17 protein-coding genes are annotated in these 22,891 nt (G+C 71.4%); 13 read left to right on the forward strand and 4 right to left on the reverse strand.

All coding sequences use genetic code 11. The features are described from left to right. The first annotated feature begins 74 nt into the window (after nucleotides 1-74). Nucleotides 75-2,975, forward strand: a complete 2,901-nt coding sequence (locus tag ACFY3C_RS37695) for a vitamin B12-dependent ribonucleotide reductase (RefSeq protein ID WP_386575919.1) — start codon at nucleotides 75-77, stop codon at nucleotides 2,973-2,975. Nucleotides 2,976-3,076: 101 nt separating this feature from the next. Then, nucleotides 3,077-3,865 carry a DUF2785 domain-containing protein gene (locus ACFY3C_RS37700; RefSeq protein WP_390774034.1) on the forward strand — a complete coding sequence of 263 codons (789 nt, stop codon included), beginning with the start codon at nucleotides 3,077-3,079 and terminating at the stop codon, nucleotides 3,863-3,865. Between the two features lie 3 nt (nucleotides 3,866-3,868). On the opposite strand, the gene ACFY3C_RS37705 is transcribed toward ACFY3C_RS37700, so the two are convergent. Next, nucleotides 3,869-4,468, reverse strand: coding sequence for a TerD family protein (locus ACFY3C_RS37705; protein WP_390774035.1), 600 nt, complete (start codon nucleotides 4,466-4,468; stop codon nucleotides 3,869-3,871). Between the two features lie 85 nt (nucleotides 4,469-4,553). Between ACFY3C_RS37705 and ACFY3C_RS37710 the strand changes: the two genes are divergently transcribed. From ACFY3C_RS37710 to ACFY3C_RS37720, 3 genes are all read left to right on the forward strand, one after another. Further along, nucleotides 4,554-5,159, forward strand: a complete 606-nt coding sequence (locus ACFY3C_RS37710; protein WP_386575916.1) for a YdbC family protein — start codon at nucleotides 4,554-4,556, stop codon at nucleotides 5,157-5,159. Nucleotides 5,160-5,287: 128 nt separating this feature from the next. Further along, nucleotides 5,288-5,947 (forward strand): histidine phosphatase family protein, encoded by a 660-nt coding sequence (locus ACFY3C_RS37715; protein WP_386575915.1) that lies wholly within the window; start codon nucleotides 5,288-5,290, stop codon nucleotides 5,945-5,947. Between the two features lie 12 nt (nucleotides 5,948-5,959). Continuing rightward, on the forward strand, nucleotides 5,960-6,865 hold the full coding sequence (locus ACFY3C_RS37720; protein WP_386575914.1) for an ADP-ribosylglycohydrolase family protein: 906 nt from the start codon (nucleotides 5,960-5,962) through the stop codon (nucleotides 6,863-6,865). Between the two features lie 169 nt (nucleotides 6,866-7,034). Here ACFY3C_RS37720 and ACFY3C_RS37725 read toward each other — a convergent pair whose 3' ends face one another. Then, entirely contained in the window at nucleotides 7,035-8,582 is a 1,548-nt protein-coding gene (locus ACFY3C_RS37725; RefSeq protein WP_390774036.1) for an MFS transporter, read from the reverse strand. A gap of 186 nt (nucleotides 8,583-8,768) precedes the next feature. Here ACFY3C_RS37725 and ACFY3C_RS37730 point away from each other — a divergent pair, with 186 nt between their 5' ends. The 3 genes from ACFY3C_RS37730 (at nucleotide 8,769) to ACFY3C_RS37740 (ending at nucleotide 10,874) form a co-directional block, all read left to right on the forward strand. Beyond that, a complete protein-coding gene (locus ACFY3C_RS37730) occupies nucleotides 8,769-9,392 on the forward strand; it encodes a TetR/AcrR family transcriptional regulator (protein WP_390774037.1) in 624 nt (207 codons plus the stop codon). Nucleotides 9,393-9,474: 82 nt separating this feature from the next. Continuing rightward, nucleotides 9,475-10,176: a ribonuclease HII gene (locus tag ACFY3C_RS37735; protein ID WP_390774038.1), complete on the forward strand. Its 702-nt coding sequence runs from the start codon at nucleotides 9,475-9,477 to the stop codon at nucleotides 10,174-10,176. Between the two features lie 68 nt (nucleotides 10,177-10,244). Next, on the forward strand, nucleotides 10,245-10,874 hold the full coding sequence (locus ACFY3C_RS37740; RefSeq protein ID WP_386575909.1) for a hypothetical protein: 630 nt from the start codon (nucleotides 10,245-10,247) through the stop codon (nucleotides 10,872-10,874). A gap of 263 nt (nucleotides 10,875-11,137) precedes the next feature. On the opposite strand, the gene ACFY3C_RS37745 is transcribed toward ACFY3C_RS37740, so the two are convergent. Next, nucleotides 11,138-11,758, reverse strand: coding sequence for a hypothetical protein (locus ACFY3C_RS37745; protein WP_386575907.1), 621 nt, complete (start codon nucleotides 11,756-11,758; stop codon nucleotides 11,138-11,140). A gap of 287 nt (nucleotides 11,759-12,045) precedes the next feature. Then, a complete protein-coding gene (locus tag ACFY3C_RS37750) occupies nucleotides 12,046-14,211 on the reverse strand; it encodes a RecQ family ATP-dependent DNA helicase (protein ID WP_386575906.1) in 2,166 nt (721 codons plus the stop codon). A gap of 176 nt (nucleotides 14,212-14,387) precedes the next feature. Here ACFY3C_RS37750 and ACFY3C_RS37755 point away from each other — a divergent pair, with 176 nt between their 5' ends. The 5 genes from ACFY3C_RS37755 (at nucleotide 14,388) to ACFY3C_RS37775 (ending at nucleotide 22,852) form a co-directional block, all read left to right on the forward strand. Then, nucleotides 14,388-15,944: a DUF4192 domain-containing protein gene (locus tag ACFY3C_RS37755; RefSeq protein WP_390774039.1), complete on the forward strand. Its 1,557-nt coding sequence runs from the start codon at nucleotides 14,388-14,390 to the stop codon at nucleotides 15,942-15,944. A gap of 509 nt (nucleotides 15,945-16,453) precedes the next feature. Beyond that, nucleotides 16,454-18,415: a glycogen debranching N-terminal domain-containing protein gene (locus ACFY3C_RS37760; RefSeq protein ID WP_390774091.1), complete on the forward strand. Its 1,962-nt coding sequence runs from the start codon at nucleotides 16,454-16,456 to the stop codon at nucleotides 18,413-18,415. Between the two features lie 129 nt (nucleotides 18,416-18,544). Continuing rightward, entirely contained in the window at nucleotides 18,545-19,303 is a 759-nt protein-coding gene (locus tag ACFY3C_RS37765) for an NUDIX domain-containing protein (RefSeq protein WP_390774040.1), read from the forward strand. A 102-nt stretch (nucleotides 19,304-19,405) separates the two neighbouring features. After that, nucleotides 19,406-21,802: an ATP-binding cassette domain-containing protein gene (locus tag ACFY3C_RS37770; protein ID WP_390774041.1), complete on the forward strand. Its 2,397-nt coding sequence runs from the start codon at nucleotides 19,406-19,408 to the stop codon at nucleotides 21,800-21,802. Between the two features lie 162 nt (nucleotides 21,803-21,964). Then, nucleotides 21,965-22,852 carry a FadR/GntR family transcriptional regulator gene (locus tag ACFY3C_RS37775; RefSeq protein ID WP_390774042.1) on the forward strand — a complete coding sequence of 296 codons (888 nt, stop codon included), beginning with the start codon at nucleotides 21,965-21,967 and terminating at the stop codon, nucleotides 22,850-22,852. Nucleotides 22,853-22,891 lie beyond the last annotated feature (39 nt).

A 22,891-nucleotide genomic window follows, 5' to 3' on the forward strand; every position in this document is an offset into this window, starting at 1 on the left:
AACACAAGACAGAACACCGTGTCACGGGAACATCGTGGCACTTCAGGGCGTTTTAGCCCGTAGAGGGAGGCGGCATGACAGAGACGGCGAGCGGTCCGGCACGAGGTTCCCGAGCGAAGGGCGCCAAGGCCACCAAGGGGCTGCGTATCGAGCGCATCCACACCACCCCCGGCGTACACCCGTACGACGAGGTCGAGTGGGCGCGCCGTGACGTCGTCATGACCAACTGGCGCGACGGCTCGGTCAACTTCGAGCAGCGTGGCGTCGAGTTCCCCGACTTCTGGTCGGTGAACGCGGTCAACATCGTCACCAGCAAGTACTTCCGGGGTGCCGTCGGCACCCCGCAGCGCGAGGTCAGCCTCAAGCAGCTGATCGACCGCATCGTGAAGACGTACCGGAAGGCCGGCGAGGACCACAAGTACTTCGCCTCGCCCGCCGACGCCGAGATCTTCGAGCACGAGCTGGCGTACGCCCTCCTGCACCAGATCTTCAGCTTCAACAGCCCCGTCTGGTTCAACGTCGGAACCCCGCAGCCCCAGCAGGTCTCCGCCTGCTTCATCCTGTCCGTCGACGACTCCATGGAGTCGATCCTCGACTGGTACAAGGAAGAGGGCATGATCTTCAAGGGCGGCTCCGGCGCCGGCCTTAACCTCTCCCGCATCCGCTCCTCCAAGGAGCTGCTGTCCTCCGGCGGCAACGCTTCCGGCCCGGTCTCCTTCATGCGCGGCGCCGACGCCTCCGCCGGCACCATCAAGTCCGGTGGCGCCACCCGCCGGGCCGCCAAGATGGTCATCCTGGACGTCGACCACCCCGACGTCGAGGACTTCATCGAGACCAAGGTGAAGGAAGAGGAGAAGATCCGCGCGCTGCGTGACGCGGGCTTCGACATGGACCTCGGTGGCGACGACATCACCTCGGTCCAGTACCAGAACGCCAACAACTCGGTCCGTGTGAACGACGAGTTCATGAAGGCGGTCGAGCAGGGCGGCAAGTTCGGCCTGCGTGCGCGCATGACCGGCGAGGTCATCGAGGAGATCGACGCCAAGTCCCTGTTCCGGAAGATGGCCGAGGCCGCCTGGGCCTGCGCCGACCCGGGCATCCAGTACGACGACACCATCAACCACTGGCACACCTGCCCGGAGTCCGGCCGGATCAACGGCTCGAACCCCTGCAGCGAGTACATGCACCTGGACAACACGTCCTGCAACCTCGCCTCGCTGAACCTGATGAAGTTCCTGAAGGACGACGGCAAGGGCAGCCAGTCCTTCGACACCGAGCGCTTCCAGAAGGTCGTCGAGCTGGTCATCACCGCGATGGACATCTCGATCTGCTTCGCGGACTTCCCGACCCAGAAGATCGGCGAGAACACCCGCGCCTTCCGCCAGCTCGGCATCGGCTACGCCAACCTCGGCGCCCTGCTGATGGCGACCGGCCACGCATACGACTCGGACGGCGGCCGCGCCCTGGCCGGCGCCATCACCTCCCTGATGACGGGTACGGCCTACCGCCGCTCCTCCGAGCTGGCCGCGGTCGTCGGTCCGTACGACGGCTACGCCCGCAACGCCGACGCCCACAAGCGCGTCATGAAGCAGCACGCCGACGCCAACGGCGTGGCCGTCCGCATGGACGACCTGGACACCCCGGTGTGGGCCGCCGCCACGGAGGCCTGGCAGGACGTGCTGCGCCTCGGCGAGCAGAACGGTTTCCGTAACTCCCAGGCGTCCGTCCTCGCCCCGACCGGCACCATCGGTCTGGCGATGTCCTGCGACACCACCGGTGTCGAGCCCGACCTCGCGCTGGTGAAGTTCAAGAAGCTCGTCGGCGGCGGCTCGATGCAGATCGTCAACGGCACCGTCCCGCAGGCCCTGCGCCGCCTGGGTTACCAGGAGGAGCAGATCGAGGCGATCGTCGCCCACATCGCCGACCACGGCAACGTGATCGACGCCCCGGGCCTCAAGCACGAGCACTACGAGGTCTTCGACTGCGCCATGGGCGAGCGCGCCATCTCCCCGATGGGCCACGTCCGCATGATGGCCGCGATCCAGCCCTGGATCTCCGGCGCCATCTCCAAGACGGTCAACATGCCGGAGACGGCGACCGTCGAGGAGGTCGAGGAGATCTACTACGAGGCCTGGAAGCTCGGCGTCAAGGCGCTCGCGATCTACCGCGACAACTGCAAGGTCGGCCAGCCGCTCTCCGCCAAGAAGAAGGAGGACGAGAAGGCCGAGGTCACCGCGAAGGCCGAGGAGACGATCCGTACCGCGGTCGAGAAGGTGGTCGAGTACCGCCCGGTCCGCAAGCGCCTCCCCAAGGGCCGCCCGGGCATCACCACGTCCTTCACGGTCGGTGGCGCCGAGGGCTACATGACCGCCAACTCCTACCCGGACGACGGTCTCGGCGAGGTCTTCCTGAAGATGTCCAAGCAGGGCTCGACTCTCGCGGGCATGATGGACGCCTTCTCCATCGCGGTCTCCGTCGGCCTCCAGTACGGCGTGCCGCTGGAGACGTACGTCTCGAAGTTCACGAACATGCGCTTCGAGCCGGCCGGTATGACGGACGACCCGGACGTGCGGATGGCGCAGTCGATCGTCGACTACATCTTCCGCCGCCTGGCGCTGGACTTCCTGCCCTTCGAGACGCGCTCCGCGCTCGGCATCCACTCCGCCGAGGAGCGTCAGCGCCACCTGGAGACCGGATCCTACGAGCAGTCCATCGACGATGACGAGGTCGACGTCGAGGGCCTGGCCCAGTCGGCGCCGCGCGCCCAGGAGCTGAAGGCCGTCGCCACCCCGAAGGCCGAGGCCGAGGTGGCCAAGCCCGCCCCGAAGCAGGCGCACACCAGCGCCGAGCTGGTGGAGATGCAGCTGGGCATCCAGGCCGACGCCCCGCTGTGCTTCTCCTGCGGCACGAAGATGCAGCGCGCCGGCTCCTGCTACATCTGCGAGGGCTGCGGCTCGACCAGCGGCTGCAGCTGATGACACGCGGTTGCTGAGGTAAGGGGCGCCGGCCATGGGCCGGCGCCCCTTACTTTTGCGGTTGTTTCTCCGGGGTGCGCGAGGCGCCGTAGCCTCCGTTCATGACCCCACCCCAGCGGTACGACGCCGACATCCGCGACCTCTCCGAGGCGGACCGGGCCATGGCCCTCGACACCCTGGCCGAGGACCTTCGTTCACCCGATCCCGTGGTGCGCGACGACGGCGCCTACCTCGCGGCCGTCCGCTGGACACCCGCGCTCCGCTCCGGGGAGCGTGGCCGGCTCGGCGACCGTATGACCGTTCATCTGAAGGACCCGGCCGTGCAGGCGCGCAGTTTCGCGCCGCTCGTACTCGCCCGGATCGTGGAGGCCGGCGACTGGCGGCCGCAGTGGTGGGACGCCTTCGCGGACTGGTACCCCAGGGAGGCGGATCTGCGCGGTCATGATCCGGACCTGGGCTGGGTGCACGCCGTCGCTCACGGAGCGGATCTCCTGGCGGTACTCGCCCGGCGCCCCGGCCAGCCACCCCAGCCGCTCGCCGAGTTGGTCACCGCCCGGTTGCTGGCGCCCACGGATCACCTCTTCGACGCGCAGGAGGACGACCGCCTCGCCTACGCGCTCGCGCAGATCCTCGCCCACCCCGCCCTCACCGAGGCCGACTCGGTGCGCTGGCTGGCCCCGGTCGCAGCGGCCTTCCGTACCGGCGAGCCCGGCCCGGTGCCGGCCTGGGCCTCCAACGCCATGCGCACCCTGCGGATGCTCTACGTCCTGGCCGACCGCGGGGTGAGCAGGCGCGACACGGACGAGCCGCCGCGCTCGCCCACCCACCGCGAGGCCGTCCTGGAGGAACTGGCCCGGACACTCGCGATCGTGGCCCCCTACACGGCCTGAGTGTCAGGACCGGTTCGCCCTGCCCATGACCCGGGTGAAGGTTGCCGGATCCTCGTCGAAGCCGTGGACACCGACGCGGAAGTTCCACCCGCCGGACTCGTCCCGCACGAACTCGGCGATCGTGGCCGCCGTGGCCCCGAGGACCGAGCCGAAGTCGTCCTCGGCGAGCACGGTGTAGCCCTCACGCACGCGCATGGCCGGATTGAGCACATTGACGAACGTCCTGGGCCCGGACTGCTGTTGGATGACGACACCGATCACCACGCGCGCGTACCGGCTGTCGAGCCGGTCCAGTTCGAGCGTCATGACCTCGTCCCAGCCGAATCCCTTGCCGTCCGTGCTGTCCCGGTTGAGGAAGATCGTGCCGTCCGGCGAGCGGCTGCCATGGTGCACCAGATAGGCCGGAGTTCCGTACGGGTCACCGGACACGAAGGTCGCGGCTACGACGTCGAGGTCTGTGGGCGGCTGACCCGCAGGACTGGGGTCCCACTTGAGGGCGACCTCGATCTTGCGGTTTCCCTTGCTGAAGCCGGTCACCGGGCTCCCTTCCCCCCTGAAGATCCTTCTTCCCCAACTTCCTTGGAGCCGGGGTTCCTTGTTCATCGTGCCACGCGCGCGGGGGCGCACGCGCGGGCGATCTCCGCCGGAGCATGACCGGCGCCACGCCCGGTGGCCTTACGATGGCGCGGTGCTGGTCAAGTGGATTCGCTGCACCGTGGTGGACCGCCGCGGCTTCGAGCGGGGGCAGCGGAAATGGGCGGGGCTTCTGGGAGAGCCGGGGTTTCGGGGGCAGGGTGGCGGCTGGAGCCGGCAGCGGCCGGGAGTGGCGCACATCTTCGCCTTCTGGGAGAGCCGTGCCTTCTACGACTCCTTCATGGCCCGCTCCCACGACCGCCTGGCGACCGCCCAGTCCGGCACGTTCAAGGACGCCCAGGTCAAGCTGTTCGAGTACCGCTTCGACGTGAAGACCGGCTTCGAGCCCCGGTTCACCGACTCGGATCTGATCCGTGTGGCCCTCTGCCGGGTGCACGAGGAGCGCGTCGAACACTTCACCCTCATGCAGGAGAAGGTCTGGAACCCCGCGATGGCCGGCTCACCCGGCATGATCCGGGGCATGTTCGCCGAGGCGCCCGAGCATGAGTTCATGGTCCTGTCCATGTGGCGGTCGGCGGCCGAGCACGGCAAGTACCGCACCGAACGGGTGGAGCGCCTCGCCCTGCGTGCCCAGACGGAGGCGGACATCGCCGCCCTCTCCGGTGACATCGTGGAGCTGGAACCGTCCTGGACGGTCTGAGACAGTTGGAAAATCCAACGCATGAATGGCATGCCGGGAGCGGTTCCATCCACGGGATTCGTGTGACCTACGCCGTATGGGACCCGTTCGAGTGCTCGACCGTCCCCGGCACGATCTAGGGTTTTGGCATGGCACGACCACGGCGCATCGTCCTTGTCCGGCACGGCGAGTCAACGGGCAATGTTGATGACTCCGTGTACGAGCGGGAGCCCGACCACGCTCTCGCGCTGACCGAACGCGGCTGGCGGCAGGCCGAGGAGACCGGCAAGACGCTCCGGGAACTGTTCGGCCGGGAACGCGTGAGCGTGTACGTCTCCCCGTACCGCCGTACGCTCGAGACCCTGCGCGCCTTTCACCTCGACCCCGACCTCATACGGGTGCGGGAGGAACCCAGGCTGCGCGAGCAGGACTGGGGCAACTGGCAGGACCGCGACGACGTACGCCTGCAGAAGGCGTACCGGGACGCGTACGGCCACTTCTTCTTCCGTTTCCCGCAGGGGGAGTCCGGCGCCGACGTGTACGACCGGGTCGGCGGCTTCCTGGAGAGCCTGTTCCGCAGCTTCGAGGCCCCCGACCATCCGCCGAACGTGCTCCTGGTGACTCACGGACTCGCGATGCGGCTGTTCTGCATGCGCTGGTTCCACTGGACGGTCGCGGAATTCGAGTCGCTGTCGAACCCCGGGAACGCCGAGATGCGGATGCTCGTTCTCGGGGACGATGACAAGTACACCCTCGACCGGCCCTTCGAGCGCTGGCGGGACCCGGTGCCGAACTGGGTCACCGGATAGAGTGGCAGAGCGATGACCGCTGATTCCTCTTCTCTCCGGCGCCTGGAGCGCGCCCTGGCCAGCCTGCGCGGACTTGCGGTGGGGGACGCGCTGGGCTCGCAGTTCTTCGTTCCGGTGAACTACCCCCTGCTCAAGAGCCGCGAGGCGCCCGTGGGCCCCTGGCAGTGGACCGACGACACGGAGATGGCCTGCTCCGTGGTGGCCGTCCTGGCCGCCCACCAGCGCCTCGATCAGGACGCACTGGCCCGCTCCTTCGCCGACCACCACGACTTCGACCGCGGCTACGGCCCCGCCGTCAACCGGCTGCTCCGCCTCGTCCGGGAGGGCCAGGACTGGCGTGAGCTGGCCGCGGGGCTCTTCAACGGACAGGGCTCCTGGGGCAACGGCGCCGCGATGCGCATCGCACCCCTGGGTGCCTGGTACGCGGACGATCCGGAGCAGGCGACCCACCAGGCGGAGATCTCGGCCTATCCCACGCATCAGCACCGTGAGGCCGTGGTCGGCGCGATGGCCGTTGCGGCTGCCGCCTCGCTGGCCGCCTCGCCCGACGGACCGCCCAGCCCCGAGGCGCTCCTCGACGGTGTCATCGCCCTGGTGCCGAAGAGCGCCGTCGGCGCCGGGCTGCGCCGTGCCCGGGACATGCTCGACTACGGCGACGCGGGCACGGTCGCCGCCGTTCTGGGGTGCGGACGCCGTACGAGCGCCCATGACACCGTCCCCTTCGCGCTGTGGTCCGCGGCGCGGTCCCTCGCCGACTTCGAGACGGCGTTCTGGACGACCGCCCAGGTGGGCGGGGACGTGGACACCACCTGCGCGATCGTGGGCGGTGTGCTCGCGTCCGGCAAGGCGGGGGCGCCGCCCGCTCAGTGGGTCGAGCGGACCGAGGCGCTGCCGGACTGGGTGCCCGCAGGTCTCTGAGGGCCGTTCCGGTCTCTGCGACTCTCCGTGCCCACCGGGAACTCTGCGTGACCGTCGCCCGTTGTCCCGGTATCCGCCGCCCGCGTCGAGCCGAACGAGGCTCGGCTCGGGCAGGCGGCGGACCAGGGTCGGGAGGGTGCGGTCAGTGCCGGTCGTCGTTGTGCTGGGGTCAGCCCATTCCCGGGCTCGCCGTCCCGGCGAGGGCTTCGAGGTCGCTCTTGCGGACCTTGATCGCCATCCAGGCGGTGAGGAACGCGAGTCCGGCCATCGCCACGGCCGGGATGAAGGCGATCGAGATGCCGTGGGCGAGCACCTCGCTCCCCCAGGGCGCGGGCAGTTGGTGCGTCTTGGCGAACTGCGCCTGCTGCTCCGGCGTGCCCTGCGCGAGAAACTTCGGCAGCTGCTTCTTCGCCTCGTCCGTGCTCGCCGAGCCGAAGACGGTGGTCAGGATGGACAGGCCCAGCGAGCCGCCGACCTGCTGCGTGGCGTTGAGCAGCCCGGAGGCCGCACCCGCCTCGTGCTGGGCGACACCGGAGACCGCCGTGACGGTGACCGTCACGAAGTTCAGGCCCATGCCGAAGCCGAAGATCAGCATCGGGCCCAGGACCCCGCCGACGTAGGAGCTGTCAGGGGTGATGAAGGTCTGCCAGAACAGCCCGATCGCCACGAGCGCCGAGCCGGTCATCATGAACGGCTTGGGGCCGAGCGTGGGCAGGAACCGCTGCGACAGACCCGCGCCGACCGCGATGGCGACCGTCACGGGGAGGAAGGCCAGACCGGCCTTGATCGGGCTGTAGCCGAGCACGTTCTGGACGAACAGCACGATGTAGAAGAACATGCCGAACATCGCCGCTGCCAGGCTCAGCATGACCACGTAGGTGCCGGAGCGGTTGCGGTCGCGGAACATCTTGAGCGGGGTGATCGGTTCCTTCGCCCGCAGCTCGGTGAAGACGAAGGCCAGCAGAAGCACTACCGCCGCGCCGAACGAGCCGAGGGTGAGCCCGTCCCGCCAGCCGTCCTCCGAGGCGCGGATGAACCCGTACACCAGCGAGGCCATGCCCGCCGTCGACGTCAGCGCTCCCGCGATGTCGAACCGCCCCGGGTGCCGCTGGGACTCGCTGATGTACAGCGGAGCGAGTGCGGCGATCAGCACGCCGATGGGCACGTTGACGAAGAGCACCCACCGCCAGTCGAGCCAGTCGGTCAGCATGCCGCCCGCGAGCAGGCCGATGGCGCCGCCGCCCGCCGACACCGCGGCGAACACGCCGAACGCCCGGTTGCGCTCGGGACCTTCGGGGAAGGTGGTGGTGATCAGCGCGAGCGACGTGGGCGATGCGATCGCGCCTCCCATGCCCTGCAGGGCGCGTGCGGCCAGCAGCTGCCAGGGTTCCTGGGCCAGGCCGCCCAGCAGCGAGGCGAAGGTGAACAGCAGGATGCCGGTCATGAACACTCGGCGCCGGCCGAGGATGTCGCCGGCCCGCGCGCCGAGGAGCAGCAGACCGCCGAAGGTGAGCGTGTAGGCGCTGACCACCCAAGTGAGGTCCGTGGTGCTGAACTTGAGCGCGTCTTGAATGTGCGGGAGGGCGATGTTCACAATCGTCGCGTCGAGCACCACCATGAGTTGGCAGGCCGCGATGACGGTGAGCGCTATGCCGGGATGTCCCTCCCGGCGGGCCGCTCCTGGTTTCTGTTCCTGGATGAGCTGAGAGGTTGTCACTATGGGTCCCCCACAAAGGCGTTAGTGAACGCTCGCGTTCACTGTCGCGTCAACGGTAGTGAGTCCCCAACAGTGAACGCAAGCGTTCACTTAATCCCTGTGTCGCGTATCGCGTCCCCCTTGCTGCGGCGCGACGCAGCCCCGCCCCGGAACCCCCGCTTCCCCTTGTCTGCTGGAGAAACTCAGATGGTTACCTCGCGCTGGACGGCCGCCCCTGCTCAGGCGGCTTCCCCTCGTCGGCGCGGTGCGGTGCTCGAGCGCGCGATCCTGGACGCCGCTCTGGAGCAGCTCAGCACGGTCGGCTGGAACGGCCTGACGATGGAGGGTGTCGCCGCCGGCGCCCAGACCGGCAAGGCCGCGGTCTACCGTCGCTGGCCCTCCAAGGAGGATCTGGTCGCCGACGCGCTCGAGGCCGGACTGCCTCGCTTCGAGGAGGTGCCCGACCTCGGCAGTGTGCGCGAGGACCTGCTGGCCCTGTGCCGGCGAGCGCGGGACGCCATGTTCTCGCGCCCCGGTTTCGCGTTGCGCGCGGTGATTCACGAATGCGATCCGGCGCAGGTCGAGCGCTTCCATGGCGTGATCTTCGAAGGGGTGGTCGAGCCGACCATCAAGCTGCTGCGCGAGGTCGTCACCCGAGGAATAGGGCGGGGAGAGGTGCGGTCCGACGCGGCCAACGGCTACGTCTTCGACGTCATCCCGGCGATGATGATGTACCGCTCGAAGATGTGCGGCTGCGAATGGAATGAGCAGGATCTGGAAGAGCTGATCGACCAGCTGATGCTTCCGCTGCTGCGGCCGCACGGCGCCTGATTCCGGCTGCCGGTGACCTCCGCGCCGACCGGGGGACCTGGGGTGTCGCGCGAGGATCCCGGCGGCGTACGCTAAGGGCGCCATGCCGTACGAACCACCCACTCATACCGTCGAGCGCTCCCTGCGCGCCACGACCGGAGCGAAGGTCATTGCCGGTGTCGACGAGGTGGGGCGGGGCGCCTGGGCAGGGCCTGTCACCGTCTGCGCGGCGATCACCGGACTCCGTCGGCCGCCCGAGGGCCTGACCGACTCCAAGCTGCTGACCGTCAAACGGCGCACGGAACTGGCCGAGATGCTGCAGTCGTGGGTGACGGCCTATGCCCTGGGGCATGCTTCCCCCGAGGAGATCGACGACCGGGGCATGACCGCCGCACTGCGGCTCGCCGCCGTCCGTGCCCTGGACGCCCTGCCGGTCCGCCCCGACGCCGTGATCCTCGACGGGAAGCACGACTACCTCGGTGCCCCGTGGAAGGTGCGCACGGTGATCAAGGGCGACCGGTCGTGCGTGGCCGTTGCGGCGGCGTCGGTGATCGCCAAGGTTCAGCGCGACAAAATGATGGCCGAACTGGGTATCGACCATGCAGACTTCAGGTTTGCGGACAACGCCGGGTATCCGTCGCCCGTGCACAAGGCCGCACTGGAGGAACGGGGACCCACCCCGTACCACCGCTTGTCGTGGGCGTATCTTGATGCGCTGCCCCAGTGGCGGCACCTCAAGAAGGTCCGCAGCTGGGCGGACGGAGGCGCTCCGGAAATCGAGGGTCAGCTCGGCTTCGACTTCTGACGGTTCCGCTCGCACTGATGTGCCACCCGGTCGCCCGCGCCGCACCAACGTTTGATAAATATCAGCTCATGCCTCTCATTCCCGAGGAGCCTCAGATTCACGAGAGTGCCCAGGGTCCCCGCGCCACGCCCGCCAGCGGCCGTACCGCGCCGACCCCTCGCCCCGTACCCGGCCCCCGCCCCGCGGCTCCGTCGCGCCCCGGTCGTCCCGGCCCTCAGCGGCCCACGCCGCCGGTGCAGCGGACGCAACGTGACGTGGCTCCGGCCAAGCCAGGCCCATCGGGCCCGGCCGCTGCCGCCGCCCCGGCGGCTACCCCGCAGATCCAGCTGATCCCGGCCTCGGCCGAGGGTGCGCTCGACGCAGCCGACGAGGCAGTGGACCTGCTCCTGGACTCGGGCCGTGCCCCCGCGGACGTGCTGGTGATCACCACCGGTTCCCAGCACCCGTGGGCCGAGCACGAACTGTCCTTCGGTGAAGCCTCCTACTGGGCGCAGCATGACGCCGGTGACGACGTGTTCTACACGGACGCCGCCCTCGCCTCCCGTGCCGCGTCCCGCCCCGTGGTCGTCGTGGCCGTCAACGGCGGTTCCGCCGCTGCCGCCACCGCCCTTCCGCTGGCCCACTCCCGGGCCGGTGCGCTGCTGATCGTCTGCGGTGACCCGCAGCAGATCAACTCGGTGCTGGGCGCGGGCGTCTGAGTCCCACCCGGCACCTTGGGGTGCCGGGGCGGCGAAGGCAGCTCCGAGGGCATCCGCACGGTGCTGCTTTCGGCATGCCCGGATGACTGGCGGTGGCCGTTCCTCCTCCGGGGACGGCCGCCTGTCGGACCGTCCGGGCGGCCGTGTGGAGGCTGTGCGACCGGGTGCCGGGCGGACCGTGCGGGTGTCGTGCGGACCGTGCCACACCGCGTACGAGCCTCGGTGTCGCGTGACTCGTACGCGGCCGAACCCGGAGCCGAGCCTCAGCGAGCAGCCGCGCGGCGCAGCACCTCGGAGACCGGGCCGCCGGTGCGAGGTGCCGGAGCCGGGACTTCCGACATGGCGAAGGGCTCCGGCTGCGAGTGGGTGCTGGGCCGGCGTCCGCCGCGCCCCTCGCCGAGCACCTGCCAGCCGTCACCGGTCAGCGTGATGTACGCCCCGCAGCGCAGCCCGTGCAGTGTGCAGGCGTCGCGCAGCCCCCACATCCAGGCACCGTCCTCCTCGGTCCAACGCGCGTCGCCCTCGCGGCAGTAGAGCAGCACGGCGGTGCGCACCGGGGTGCGGCGGCGCAGGTCGTGCGGAATGACCCGGCGCAGCTGGGCGAGCAGCGCGTTGCGGAACATCCAGCCGTCGGCCGGCGCCGGACGGCGCAGGAACGAGGCGCTGGCGCACAGCCGTTCGTCGGGATCCAGCACGGCCACGATCGCCATGGACGGCTTGGGACGATGGCGGGCGTGCAGCCCGCTGACGACCTCACGGGGATTGCGCAGCAGGGGGATTCCGGCGGCTGCCCACTCCGCGGGCTCGAGCAGGCGGCTGGCGGAAGCGGCGGACGCGGACGTCGACAACGAGGCCGCCGAGGACGAGGCGAATCCGAAGGTCACGTTCCTCCCTTCGGCTACGCGCCCACACTGCGGGCGAGGTCGGATTTCGGGGGACCGCGCACCGCAGCAAAGCCCAGCCGGATCACGGACGAGCCGTGCGGGGAGCGGACTTCAATTCTTCCTGTCGAACTTGGATGCGGCAACGAGCAATTGGGGCCACCGACTGTTATCTGGCGGTGCGTGGCTTATATCCCTACCCACGAGTGCCCCTGATGACCCCTGCGACGTTCGACCACGGCACGTGCGTGCGTCGGTCCGGGCGCCGACGCCCCACGAGCCACGCCTGGTCAGCCCTGGACGGCCAGCACCAGGGGCAACACTCCGTCGGCGCCGGCCCTTCTGAGCAGACGCGCCCCGACCGCGAGGGTCCAACCGGTCTCCGTGAAGTCGTCCACCAGCAGGACCGGACCCCGGGCCTCGGCGAGCGCGGAGGCGAGGGCGGGCGGCACGGTCAGCGAGCCGTCGAGGGCCTTCAGACGCTGGGCGCTGTTGCTGCGTGACACCCGTGACGCGTCACCGTCGTACTCCACGGAGCCCAGCAGGGGCAGTCGGCCGATCTCGGCGATACGGGCGCCCAGGGAGTGGATCAGTATCGGCCGGGTGCGGGAGGCGACGGTGACCACACCCACGGGCCGGGCCTGCGCGCCGGCCGCCCCGGAGGCCCAGCCGCCGGGGCCCTTCGCCCAGTCCGCCAGCACCTCCACCACGGCTCGCGCCACGTCGTCCGGCACGGGTGCGTCCGCGGCCTGGGGTGCGAGCAGGGGCCGCAGCCGGTTGCCCCAGCCGATGTCCGACAACCGACCCAGAGCCCGCCCGGACGAGGCTTGTTCGCCAACCGGAATGCGCCCCTTGAGGTCGATGCCGATCGCCGGGAGGCCGGTCGGCCACATGCGGCGGGGCTCCACCTCGACCCCGGCACGGTCCAGGTCCACGCGCGCGGCGTCCACGGCCGACGCGGACGTGTCGGCTGCGAAGCGCGGCCCCGCGCAGTTGTCGCACCGGCCGCAGGGCTTGGCGCCCTCGTCGTCGAGCTGGCGCTGGAGGTACTCCATCCGGCAGTCCGTGGTGGCGGCGTACTCGCGCATCGCCTGCTGCTCCGCCTTGCGCTGCCGCGCCACCCAGTCGTAACGCTCGGCGTCGTACGACCATGGCTGCCCGGTCGCGGTCCAGCCGCCCTTGACGCGGTTCACCGCTCCGTCCACGTCGAGGACTTTCAGCATCGTCTCCAGCCGGGAACGACGCAGTTCCACCAGGGGTTCGAGCGCCGGCAGCGACAGGGGCCGGTCCGCCCGGGCGAGAACGTCCAGAGTGCGGCGCACCAGATCCTCGGAGGGGAAGGCGAGCGACGCGAAGTACTCCCAGATCGCCTCGTCCTCCCTGCCCGGCAGCAGCAGCACCTCGGCGTGCTCGACGCCACGGCCCGCGCGGCCGACCTGCTGGTAGTAGGCGATGGGGGAGGACGGCGACCCCAGGTGCACGACGAATCCGAGGTCCGGCTTGTCGAAGCCCATGCCGAGCGCGGAGGTGGCGACCAGCGCCTTGACCCGGTTGGCGAGCAGATCGTCCTCCGCCTGCTGCCGGTCGGCGTTCTCGGTCCGGCCCGTGTACGAGGCGACGGCGTGCCCGCGCTGCCGCAGGAAGGCGGTGACCTCCTCGGCGGCGGCCACGGTGAGGGTGTAGATGATGCCGGAGCCCGGCAGGTCGTCGAGGTGGTCGGCGAGCCAGGCCATCCGGTGCGCGGCGTCGGGCAGCCGCAGCACACCGAGGCTCAGGCTCTCCCGGTCCAGCGGCCCGCGCAGCACCAGGGCGTCCGAGGAGCCGCCGGTGCCGAGCTGCTCGGCGACGTCGGCGGTCACGCGTGCGTTGGCCGTGGCGGTGGTGGCCAGCACCGGGACACCTGGCGGAAGCTCACTGAGCATGGTGCGCAGCCGGCGGTAGTCCGGGCGGAAGTCATGCCCCCAGTCGGAGATGCAGTGGGCCTCGTCCACCACGAGCAGTCCGGTCGCCGCGGAGAGCTTGGGCAGGACCTGGTCGCGGAAGTCGGGGTTGTTCAGCCGCTCCGGGCTGACGAGCAGCACGTCGACCTCGCCAGCCTCGATCTCGGTCTGTACGGCCTCCCACTCCTCGGTGTTGGAGGAGTTGATGGTCCGGGCGTGGATACCGGCCCGGGCCGCGGCCTCCACCTGGTTGCGCATGAGCGCGAGCAGCGGGGAGACGATCACCGTGGGTCCGCCACCTCTGGCCCGCAGCAGCGAGGTCGCCACGAAGTACACCGCGGACTTGCCCCACCCCGTGCGCTGCACGACCAGGGCCCGGCGCCGGTCGGCGACCAGCGCCTCGATCGCCCGCCACTGATCCTCGCGCAGCCGGGCCGTGCCCGTGGTGTCCCCGACGAGCCGGGCGAGGACGGCGTCGGCCTGTGCCCGGAGGTCCGCGTTGCTCGTGTGCTCCATGCGTCCCATACAACAGGACGCGACTGACAATCGGGTGAGCGCCGGTCGCGAGCGGACGACCGCGACGGTCCAGCCGTGGACGGAGCGCCAACGGCCGAGGCCGGCCTTGTCGTGTCCCTGATTCGAGTTATCCACAGGCTCAACCGGAATCTCGTGATCCGCGAGATCGTCTGCGCATGACGAATCACAGCGAAACGACCGGACCCTTCGAAAACGGCGACATCGTGGGACGAGAGCCGCTGAACGAGCAGTCCGCGCACGACACCCAGGTCACTCTGCGCACCCCGGCCGAGCTGGCCGACGCCCTGCCCTACCTGCTCGGCTACCGACCCGAGGACAGCATCGTGCTGGTCGCCCTGCACGACCGGGAAGGCCGCGGCAGGTTCGGCGGCCGGGCCCGCCTGGGCATCCCCGCAAGCACCGAGGACTGGGAGGAGGCCGTGCAGCAGCTGGTCCGGGGGCTGGTGACCAGCAGCGAGCGACGCGGTAGGCGGCCCGAGCAGATGGTCGCCTACGTCTGCCAGGAACCGGGCCAGTTCGAGACCGGCCGGGACGTGATGCTCCGGCTCGAGCCACTGATCGCCCAGCTGCGCACGGAATGCGGGGATCTCGGCGCGCCCGTGGTCGAGGCCTTGTGCATCTCGGACGGCCGTTTCTGGTCCTACAGCTGCGCGGTGGAGGGATGTTGTCCTGACGACGGAACACCGATGGGCCTGCCCGGCACCTCGGTGCTGGCCGCCGCAGCCGCCTATGCGGGGATCCAGGTGCGCGGCACCCTCCGTGAGCTGCGGGCCAGGCTGCTGCCCTGGGAGACCAGTGCCGCCCTGGAGCAGGAGGTGGCCCTGGACGCGGCCGGGATGTCCCTGGTGCCCCGCATCCTGGACGACACGGCCCGGCAGAGCGTGGCGGAGGAAACGCTCGATCTCGCCGAGCGGATCATTCACAGGTTCGCCGCGGCGGCGCCGGTGTCCGGCACGCACCCGGCCGACCTCCGCGACGACGAACTGCTCACCCACGACGAGGCGGCGACGCTGATCCTCGGGCTCCAGGACCGCACGACCCGCGACCGGGCGGCCGCGTGGATGGAGGACGACGAGGCCGGTCCGGCTCTGCGGCTCTGGCGCGCACTGTCCCGCCGCTGCGTGGGGCCGTACGGCGAGCACGCCGCCGCCCCGCTCACCCTGGCGGGCTGGGTCGCCTGGTCCTCCGGCGACGAGCTGGAGGCCCGAGAAGCCCTCGCAATGGCACTGGGCGCTGACCCCGACTACCTCTTCGCCCGCCTCCTCCACCAGGCCTGCAACGAAGGACTCGACCCCGAGTCGGTCCGCCGCTGCCTGCGTGCGGAACGCGCGGGGCGCGCCCGGACGGACACCGTGGAGCAGGCAGATTCGGCAGTGGAAGTGACCCCGGGCGCCCCTTCGGGCACGGTCGTCGCAGGCCCTGGAGCAGCCGCCCGGACGGACAGTCGCCAGGGTGAGCGAGCCTCGCGGACAAGCGGTTCTCGGCGCCGTCGCCGAACGCGGGCCGCGGAAGGCGGCGACCGCAGCCCCCGTCCGCCGCGGGGGGAGGACGTACGACGGCGGTCGACCGGCTCCCACCCTGAATCGCCGGCCGGCGGACCTTCGCGTCCGGGCAGCACGAAGCCGGGCGGCATGCGCGCGCGTTCCGGTGAGGGCCCGAGCCGCGACACCGCGGCGGCGGGCGGTCAGCGGGAGACCGAGGGGGACGGATGAGCGCCGAGACACAGCGGCGCGGGATGAGTCCCTTCTTCCGCACAGGTGCCTTGCCGGGCTTCCGCCCGCCACGCCGCCATTCGGTCGGCTTGCCCGATGCAAGGCGTGACCAGGAGGAGTCCCTCTCCGTTCACCTGAGTGGCGGAGCGCCTGGACGGGCCATGCCGCCCTACGACCCTTGTCCCTCCGGGCGCTCCACCCCGCGCGCAGCGCGTCCGAGGCGCACCGAGCGCAGAAGAAGCCATCGCATGCATCAGCAGCAGACTCGGCTCTCCGCCGTCGACGAGAGCCACCCGCCCGACGTCGGGCACACGCCCTTCCCACAGCCCGCTGCCGGGAGCACCACACCGGAAAGCATCGGTGTCCCCAAGCCGCCGTCGCCCCCAGGCACGTCTCCGATTCCCCCAGCCACCGACGGCCGGCACCGAGGCTCGGCCCAGCCCACGAGCCGGCCGCGCCGCCCCACCACCGCACCGGCTCCCGGCGCTGCCCCGCGCACGCCGTACCCGATGCCCCGGCCGGCTCCCGACCTGCCACCCACACACACCGCCCTGATCTGCGTCGCCCTGCCGGGCCTCGCCATCTGCGGCGAACAGGGACAGCTGGCCGGCCAAGGACTGGAGGGGTTCTACCGGGGCGGCCGACGTCTGCTCTCGCGGTGTCAGGTCCGCATCGCCGGGCGGGAACCGCTCGCGGTGCAGGCCAGGATGACCGGGGCGGACCGGGCTCGCTTCGTCGGGACGCTGCGTGTCTCCCCGGGGGCGGGTCCGGATCCCGACGTCGTCGTCGAGCGGACCCGCAGCGCCGACGGAACCGAGCGCATCACACTCCAGAACGCCTCCCCACGCCCCCTCCGCCTCCCGCTCGAGGTCGCCCTCGGCACGGACCTGGCCGACCTCGGCGCCATCGCCTCCGGCAGGACAGGCCCCGAACTCCCGGCCAGCGTCCATGACTCGGGTCTGCGCTGGTCCTCGGCCGGTGGCGGCGCCAGTGTCACGGCGCACCCCACGCCCGCCGACGCACTGGCCTCCGCAGGCCTGCTGCGCTGGGAGCTGGAACTGCCTCCGGGCGGAACGGCGAGCGTGGAACTGCGAGTACGCCCGCACGGTGCTGGACCGCTGCGCGCCGTGGGCCAGGCCGCGACGAGCCCCTTCGCGGCCGCCCGGGCGGCAGGCGACGACCCGCGGGCGGCTGCCCTGTTCCGGGCCGCCGCCGACGACCTCCAGGCCCTGCTGCTGCGCGACCCCGCGCACCCCGCCGACACCTACCTCGCGGCGGGCGCGCCCTGGCGCTGCGGCATGGCCCCGGCCGAGGCGCTCGCCGCGGCCCGGATGGCGCTGCCCCTCGGCACCCGGCTCGCCGCGGGCACGTTGCGCACCCTCGCCCGCACGCAGCTTCCGGGCCCGGGCCCACAGGCGGGCCTGATCCCCGGTCCGCGACGCGACGCCGGAGCCCTCCTCCCGCCGGCGTGCACGGGTACGGAGGCCACGCTTCTCTTCCCCGTCCTGCTCGCCGAGGCCCGCCGATGGGGGCTCCCCGAGCAGGAGACACAGGAACTGCTGCCCGCCGCCGAACGCTGCCTGGCCTGGCTGCGGACCACCGTCGGTGAGGGCACCTACCTCCCCGACCCTCACCCGGGAGGTCCGGTCCGCTGCGAGACGCAGGCCCACGCTCATCGTGCCGCTGTCCTCGGCGCCGATCTCCTCGATGCGTACGGCAGGCCAGGGGGCTCGGAGTTGAGACAGTGGGCCCAGGCCGTCCGGGACGCGTTCCGCACGGACTTCTGGGTCGAGGACCGCGGCGGCGGGCGCCCGGCTGCGGCCCTGGCGCCGGACGGCAGGCCCGTCCCGCACCTGGGCTCCGCCGCCGTGCACCTCCTCGACACCGGTCTGCTCGGTGCCGGCCTGCTCGCCACCGGCCTGCTCGACAAGGTGCAGACCGAACAGCTCGCCCGGCTGCTCGGCGGCCCGGCGATGGACGCGGGCTGGGGACTGAGGGGTCTCGGGACGAAGGAGGCCGGACACAATCCGTTCGGCCACCGGACCGGAGCCGTGCGGGTCCACGAGACCGCACTCGCCGTCGCCGGACTGGCTGCCTCCGGTTATGAGAAGGAGGCGAGCGGCCTGCTGAGGGGGCTGCTGGAGGCAGCGGAGCACTTCGGCCACCGGCTGCCGGAGATGTTCGCGGGGGAGCAGCGCGCTGCCGGGAGCGCTCCTCTCCCGCACCCGGCGGCCTGCCGCCCGGCGGCCACCGCCGCGGCCTCCGCGGTCCTGCTCCTCACCACGCTCGCGGGCATCCGGCCCGACGCCCCCGCCCGGACCGTCACCCTGCGCCCGGTGCAGAGCGCTCCCCTCGGCGAGATCGGTCTGACAGGGCTGCGCGTCGCGGGCGCTCCCTTCGCCGTGCGGGTCAGCCGACTGGGACTCGCCATGGTCGAGGAGGCGGCGGACGGTCTGCAATTGGGCGTGTGACCTCGCACGACGCGACCGGCACGAGGAGCGGGAGCCCACCGCGCGCCCCATACCGGAACGAAGCGGACCGCTGCCAGCGCGGTCGACGAAGGGAGTGTTTATCGTCAGGCAGACGACTATGATCGCCGCATGCCCTACGACCCGTCAGCCTTTCCGCCCTTCGCCGTCACCGTGGACCTGGTCGTGCTGACCGTGCGCCGCCATGCCCTGTGCGCGTTGGCGGTACGCAGGGGCGAGCCGCCGTTCCAGGGGCGCTGGGCGCTGCCCGGTGGCTTCGTGCGGGCCGACGAGGACCTGTCCCAGGCGGCGGCGCGTGAGCTGGCCGAGGAGACCGGGTTGCGCGCCCACGACCCTTCGGCTCCGGCGCACGACAACGGCGCCCACCTGGAACAGCTCGCCACCTACGGCGACCCGAAGCGGGATCCCCGGATGCGGGTCGTCAGTGTCGCGCACCTGGCCCTCGCCCCGGACCTGCCCGCACCGCGGGCCGGCGGCGACGCGAGCAATGCGCGCTGGGCGCCGGTCGAGGAGCTGCTCCAGCAGGGCGGATACGGCCGCGACGGCGAACCGGTGGCGCCGCTCGCCTTCGACCACGCCCAGATCCTCGCCGACGGGGTCGAGCGGGCCCGTTCCAAGATCGAGTACTCGTCGCTGGCCACCGCCTTCTGCCCACCCGAGTTCACCGTCGGCGAGCTGCGCCGGGTCTACGAAGCCGTGTGGGGCGTGGCCCTCGACCCGCGCAACTTCCACCGCAAGGTCACCGGAACGCCGGGATTCCTGGTTCCGACGGGCGGTACGACCACCCGCCAGGGCGGGCGGCCGGCCCAGCTCTTCCGGGCCGGCGGTGCAACCCTGCTCAACCCTCCGATGCTCCGTCCCGAGGTCTGATCCATCGAACGGGGGACAAAAGTCCCCTCCGACTTGCGCGCCACCGAAGAACAGATCAGGTGATACCCGAAAAACCGGACACTCCGCGCTATCTTGCTGCAGGTGATCCAGGCTTTCGGACTGACCAGCAACCCCCGCAAGGGTCACCCGCCTGCCGTCGACGACGTCTCCTTCGAGGCGCCCGCCGGCCGTGTCACCGTGCTCCTCGGGGCGGAGGGCGCGGGCAAGACGACCGCGCTCAGGCTGATGCTCGAACTCCAACAGGGTCGCGGCATCACCTACTTCAAGGGTCGGCCCCTGCACCAGATCGCCCACCCGGCACGGGAAGTCGGCGTGCTCCTCGGCGACGTACCCGGTCACCCGGCCCGCTCCGTCCGCGGGCATCTGCGCATGCTGTGCGCGGCGGCGGGAGTCCCCGCCCGGCGCGCCGACGAGGTCCTCGAAGTCGTGGGCCTCATCAGCCTCCGCGAGGAACGCCTCGGCACCCTGTCGCGGGGCATGGACCGCAGACTCGGACTGGCCTGCGCCCTCCTGCCCGACCCGCACACGCTCGTGCTGGACGACCCCGCCGACGGCCTCTCCGCCCGCGAGGCGCGCTGGCTGCACGGCATGCTGCGCGCACACGCGACTCAAGGCGGCACCGTCCTGTTCACGACTGCCGACTCCAAGGAGGCCGCACGCGAGGCCGACCGGGTCGTCACCCTCGACGACGGCAGGATCGTCGCCGATCTGGAGGCCAAGGAGTTCGCCCGTACCCGGCTGCGTCCGCGCGTGGCTGTCCGCAGCCCTCACGCCGCCCGCCTCGCGGCCCTGCTCACCAAGGAGGCCCGGACCGACCAGCGGTCCGTCGAGGTCGTGCGGGAGGGCGGCAATCGCCTCTTTGTGTACGGCAGTACGACCGCCGACATCGGCGAGACCGCCTTCCGGCACGGCATTCTCATCCACCAACTCGCCGACGAGGTCGGGGACATGGGGCCGAGCGCGGAAGCAGGAGCCGGGGGCGAGGCGAGAGTGGCCGATGAGGAGGTGGCGGCCGGGCCGGAACGGACGGAGGTGGACCACTCGCCGGAGGGGCCGGTGCAAGCCGCGTCCGGCTCATCGCCGGAGGACTGGGCCGCTCCAGCCGCGCAACCAGTGTCCGATCGTGCGTCCGTGGACCAGGAGCTGGTGGTGTCCAGCGTCTCGACGCCGGAGCGGGAGCCGGAGTCGGGTGAGGTCGTCGGCGACGAGTGGCCGCCGCTCGGGGGTGTCTCCCTGCCGAGCCGCACGAGGATCGCCGACGGCACCCCGGCCGAGGGGCCGTCGCAGGCCGACACCGTCTCGGGAACCGGCCGTACGTCCCTCGGTGCTGCTCCTGGAGCCGACCGTACGTCCCCGAGTGTGGCCTCCGCTGCGGCGGCCGGAGTGGCCGGCGGTGCCGAGGCGGCGGCTCCCGCCGGTGCGCCTGTGATCGCTGCCGACATCCGCCCCCTCGCGGCCGCACTCGAGGTCGACTCCCCGGAGGCCTCCACGGAGCCGGGAGCAGAAGCCGACGCCGCGAGCACCACCACGGTCGGCACGCTGGCAGTCGGCACGACCGTCCCCGGCGCTCGGAATCCGGACACCCGGAGACCCGGCGGCCCCCAGCCCCGGACCGGGCAGGCCGGCCGACCGGCGCGCTCGCGCGCCGACGCCGCCCCTGCCCCCGACGCTCTGTCCTCCCTCCCACCCTCCATCGCGGTCCGCCCCGCCCGCAGTCCGCTGCGCCCCCTGCGCTACGAACTCCGGCGCGCCACCGGAATCGGCACCGGATTCCTCACCTGCGGAGTCGTGCTGGTGGTGTCCGCGCTCACCGCCGTACTCCTGGCGCGGCTCGGCCACACCCCGCAGGCGCGGCTCTTCGCGGCGTGGCCGCGGGAGCTTCCCCTGCCGCCCACGGCACTCGCGGCGGGGCTGCTCGGTGCGCTGGCCTTCGGAGACGAGTTCCGCCACCCCGCGCTGGCGGCGGACCGCGGGACCGTCCCCCGCCGGCTGGGGCTGCTCACCGCGAAACTCCTCGTCTCCGGAGCCGCCGCCCTGATGCTGGCCTTCCTCACCGTGGGCTGTGACGCCGAAGCGCTCTATCTCGTCTACGGACGAGAGCTGACACGAGTTCCCTCGGACTGGCTCTCACTCAGTGCGAGTTGGCTCGGGCTGGTCGTCGGCTGCGCGTGGGCCGGTGTCCTGGCGTCCGGCGTCTTCCGGTCCACGACGGCGGGTCTCGCCGCCGTCCTCGCGGTACCCGTCCTCGTCGTGCCCGCCGTGCACCAGGCGCTACAGGGGCCCGCCGTGCGGACGGCGGCCGGCTTCCCGGTGCGGATGCGGGAGGTCTTCCTGTTGCAGTGGCCCTTCGGGGGGGAGCGGTATCTGGTCGCCATGGCCCGGGTCGTCACCCAACCCGTGGGTGGCGCACTGACGTTGTCGCTGGCGGCTCTGCTGTGCGCGTATATGGTCACGACGCTTCGCGCCAGGGTCCGATGACGACCGTCCGTACGCTTGCGGTCCTGCTGTGCGCACAACTCCCCGGAGAAAGCCCGTTTCTTTCCGATAAGGCGTCAATTGCGACGGGGTGAGCGATCACCCTTTCGTGTGCTTTTCACCAAAGACCTCAAGGGAGTTGGAGGCGGCGCCGACAAAGGATCCGTGAGTACCCTTGCGCACACCATGATGACCGCCGCCCGCTCCGCAGACTCTGGTCTGACCGGCCCGGGCGATCTCGACCGCTACCCCTACGCCGAGGCCCCGGTGGCCGACCGCGTCGGAGCACCCGCCTGGGACGGAGCGGACCCCGAGCTGGGCCGCGTGGGCCGGCGCGCCGCGGGCAGCCGCGGACGCGGACTGCACGGCCAACTCGTCCAGCAGCTGGGTCAGATGATCGTCTCCGGCGACCTGGGGGCGGACCGCCCGCTGGTGCCCGAGGAGATCGGCCAGCGCTTCGAGGTCTCCCGCACCGTCGTCCGCGAGTCCCTCCGCGTCCTGGAGGCCAAGGGCCTCGTCAGCGCCCGCCCGAACGTCGGCACGCGCGTGCGTCCCGTCAGCGACTGGAACCTCCTGGACCCGGACATCATCGAATGGCGCGCCTTCGGGCCGCAGCGCGACGACCAGCGCCGCGAGCTGAGCGAGCTGCGCTGGACGATCGAGCCGCTCGCCGCCCGCCTCGCCGCCGGGCACGGACGCGAGGAGGTGCAGCAGCGCCTGTCCGACATGGTCGAGATCATGAGCCATGCCATGGCCCAGGGTGACGCGCTGACCTTCTCGCGCGCCGACACGGAGTTCCATACGCTGCTCATCCAGATCGCGGGCAACCGCATGCTGGAGCACCTGTCCGGGATCGTCTCGTCCGCCCTCCAGGTCTCCGGCGGGCCGGTCACGGGATGTGACCGGCCGAACGAGGCCTCGCTCGCGCTGCACGCGCGGATCGTCGACGCGCTCGGCACCGGCGACGGTACGGCGGCGGAGTCGGCGATGCGGCAACTGCTCACCGTCCACCCCGAGGTGGAGCGCGTGGTTCCCGCCCCGCGCGAGCACTGACCCGTACCGAAGGCGGTGCGGTCGCCAGTGTGCCGCGTT

The sequence above is a fragment of the Streptomyces sp. NPDC001410 genome (assembly GCF_042895235.1).
Taxonomy (GTDB): domain Bacteria; phylum Actinomycetota; class Actinomycetes; order Streptomycetales; family Streptomycetaceae; genus Streptomyces.

Coding starts and splice junctions, on each gene's coding strand:
- ACFY3C_RS37735 (WP_390774038.1), top strand. CDS start 9,475: ATGCCGTACGAACCACCCACTCATACCGTCGAGCGCTCCCTGCGCGCC.
- ACFY3C_RS37750 (WP_386575906.1), bottom strand. CDS start 14,211: ATGGAGCACACGAGCAACGCGGACCTCCGGGCACAGGCCGACGCCGTC.
- ACFY3C_RS37760 (WP_390774091.1), top strand. CDS start 16,454: ATGCCCCGGCCGGCTCCCGACCTGCCACCCACACACACCGCCCTGATC.
- ACFY3C_RS37730 (WP_390774037.1), top strand. CDS start 8,769: ATGGTTACCTCGCGCTGGACGGCCGCCCCTGCTCAGGCGGCTTCCCCT.
- ACFY3C_RS37720 (WP_386575914.1), top strand. CDS start 5,960: ATGACCGCTGATTCCTCTTCTCTCCGGCGCCTGGAGCGCGCCCTGGCC.
- ACFY3C_RS37695 (WP_386575919.1), top strand. CDS start 75: ATGACAGAGACGGCGAGCGGTCCGGCACGAGGTTCCCGAGCGAAGGGC.
- ACFY3C_RS37755 (WP_390774039.1), top strand. CDS start 14,388: ATGACGAATCACAGCGAAACGACCGGACCCTTCGAAAACGGCGACATC.
- ACFY3C_RS37700 (WP_390774034.1), top strand. CDS start 3,077: ATGACCCCACCCCAGCGGTACGACGCCGACATCCGCGACCTCTCCGAG.
- ACFY3C_RS37715 (WP_386575915.1), top strand. CDS start 5,288: ATGGCACGACCACGGCGCATCGTCCTTGTCCGGCACGGCGAGTCAACG.
- ACFY3C_RS37740 (WP_386575909.1), top strand. CDS start 10,245: ATGCCTCTCATTCCCGAGGAGCCTCAGATTCACGAGAGTGCCCAGGGT.
- ACFY3C_RS37705 (WP_390774035.1), bottom strand. CDS start 4,468: ATGAACAAGGAACCCCGGCTCCAAGGAAGTTGGGGAAGAAGGATCTTC.
- ACFY3C_RS37765 (WP_390774040.1), top strand. CDS start 18,545: ATGCCCTACGACCCGTCAGCCTTTCCGCCCTTCGCCGTCACCGTGGAC.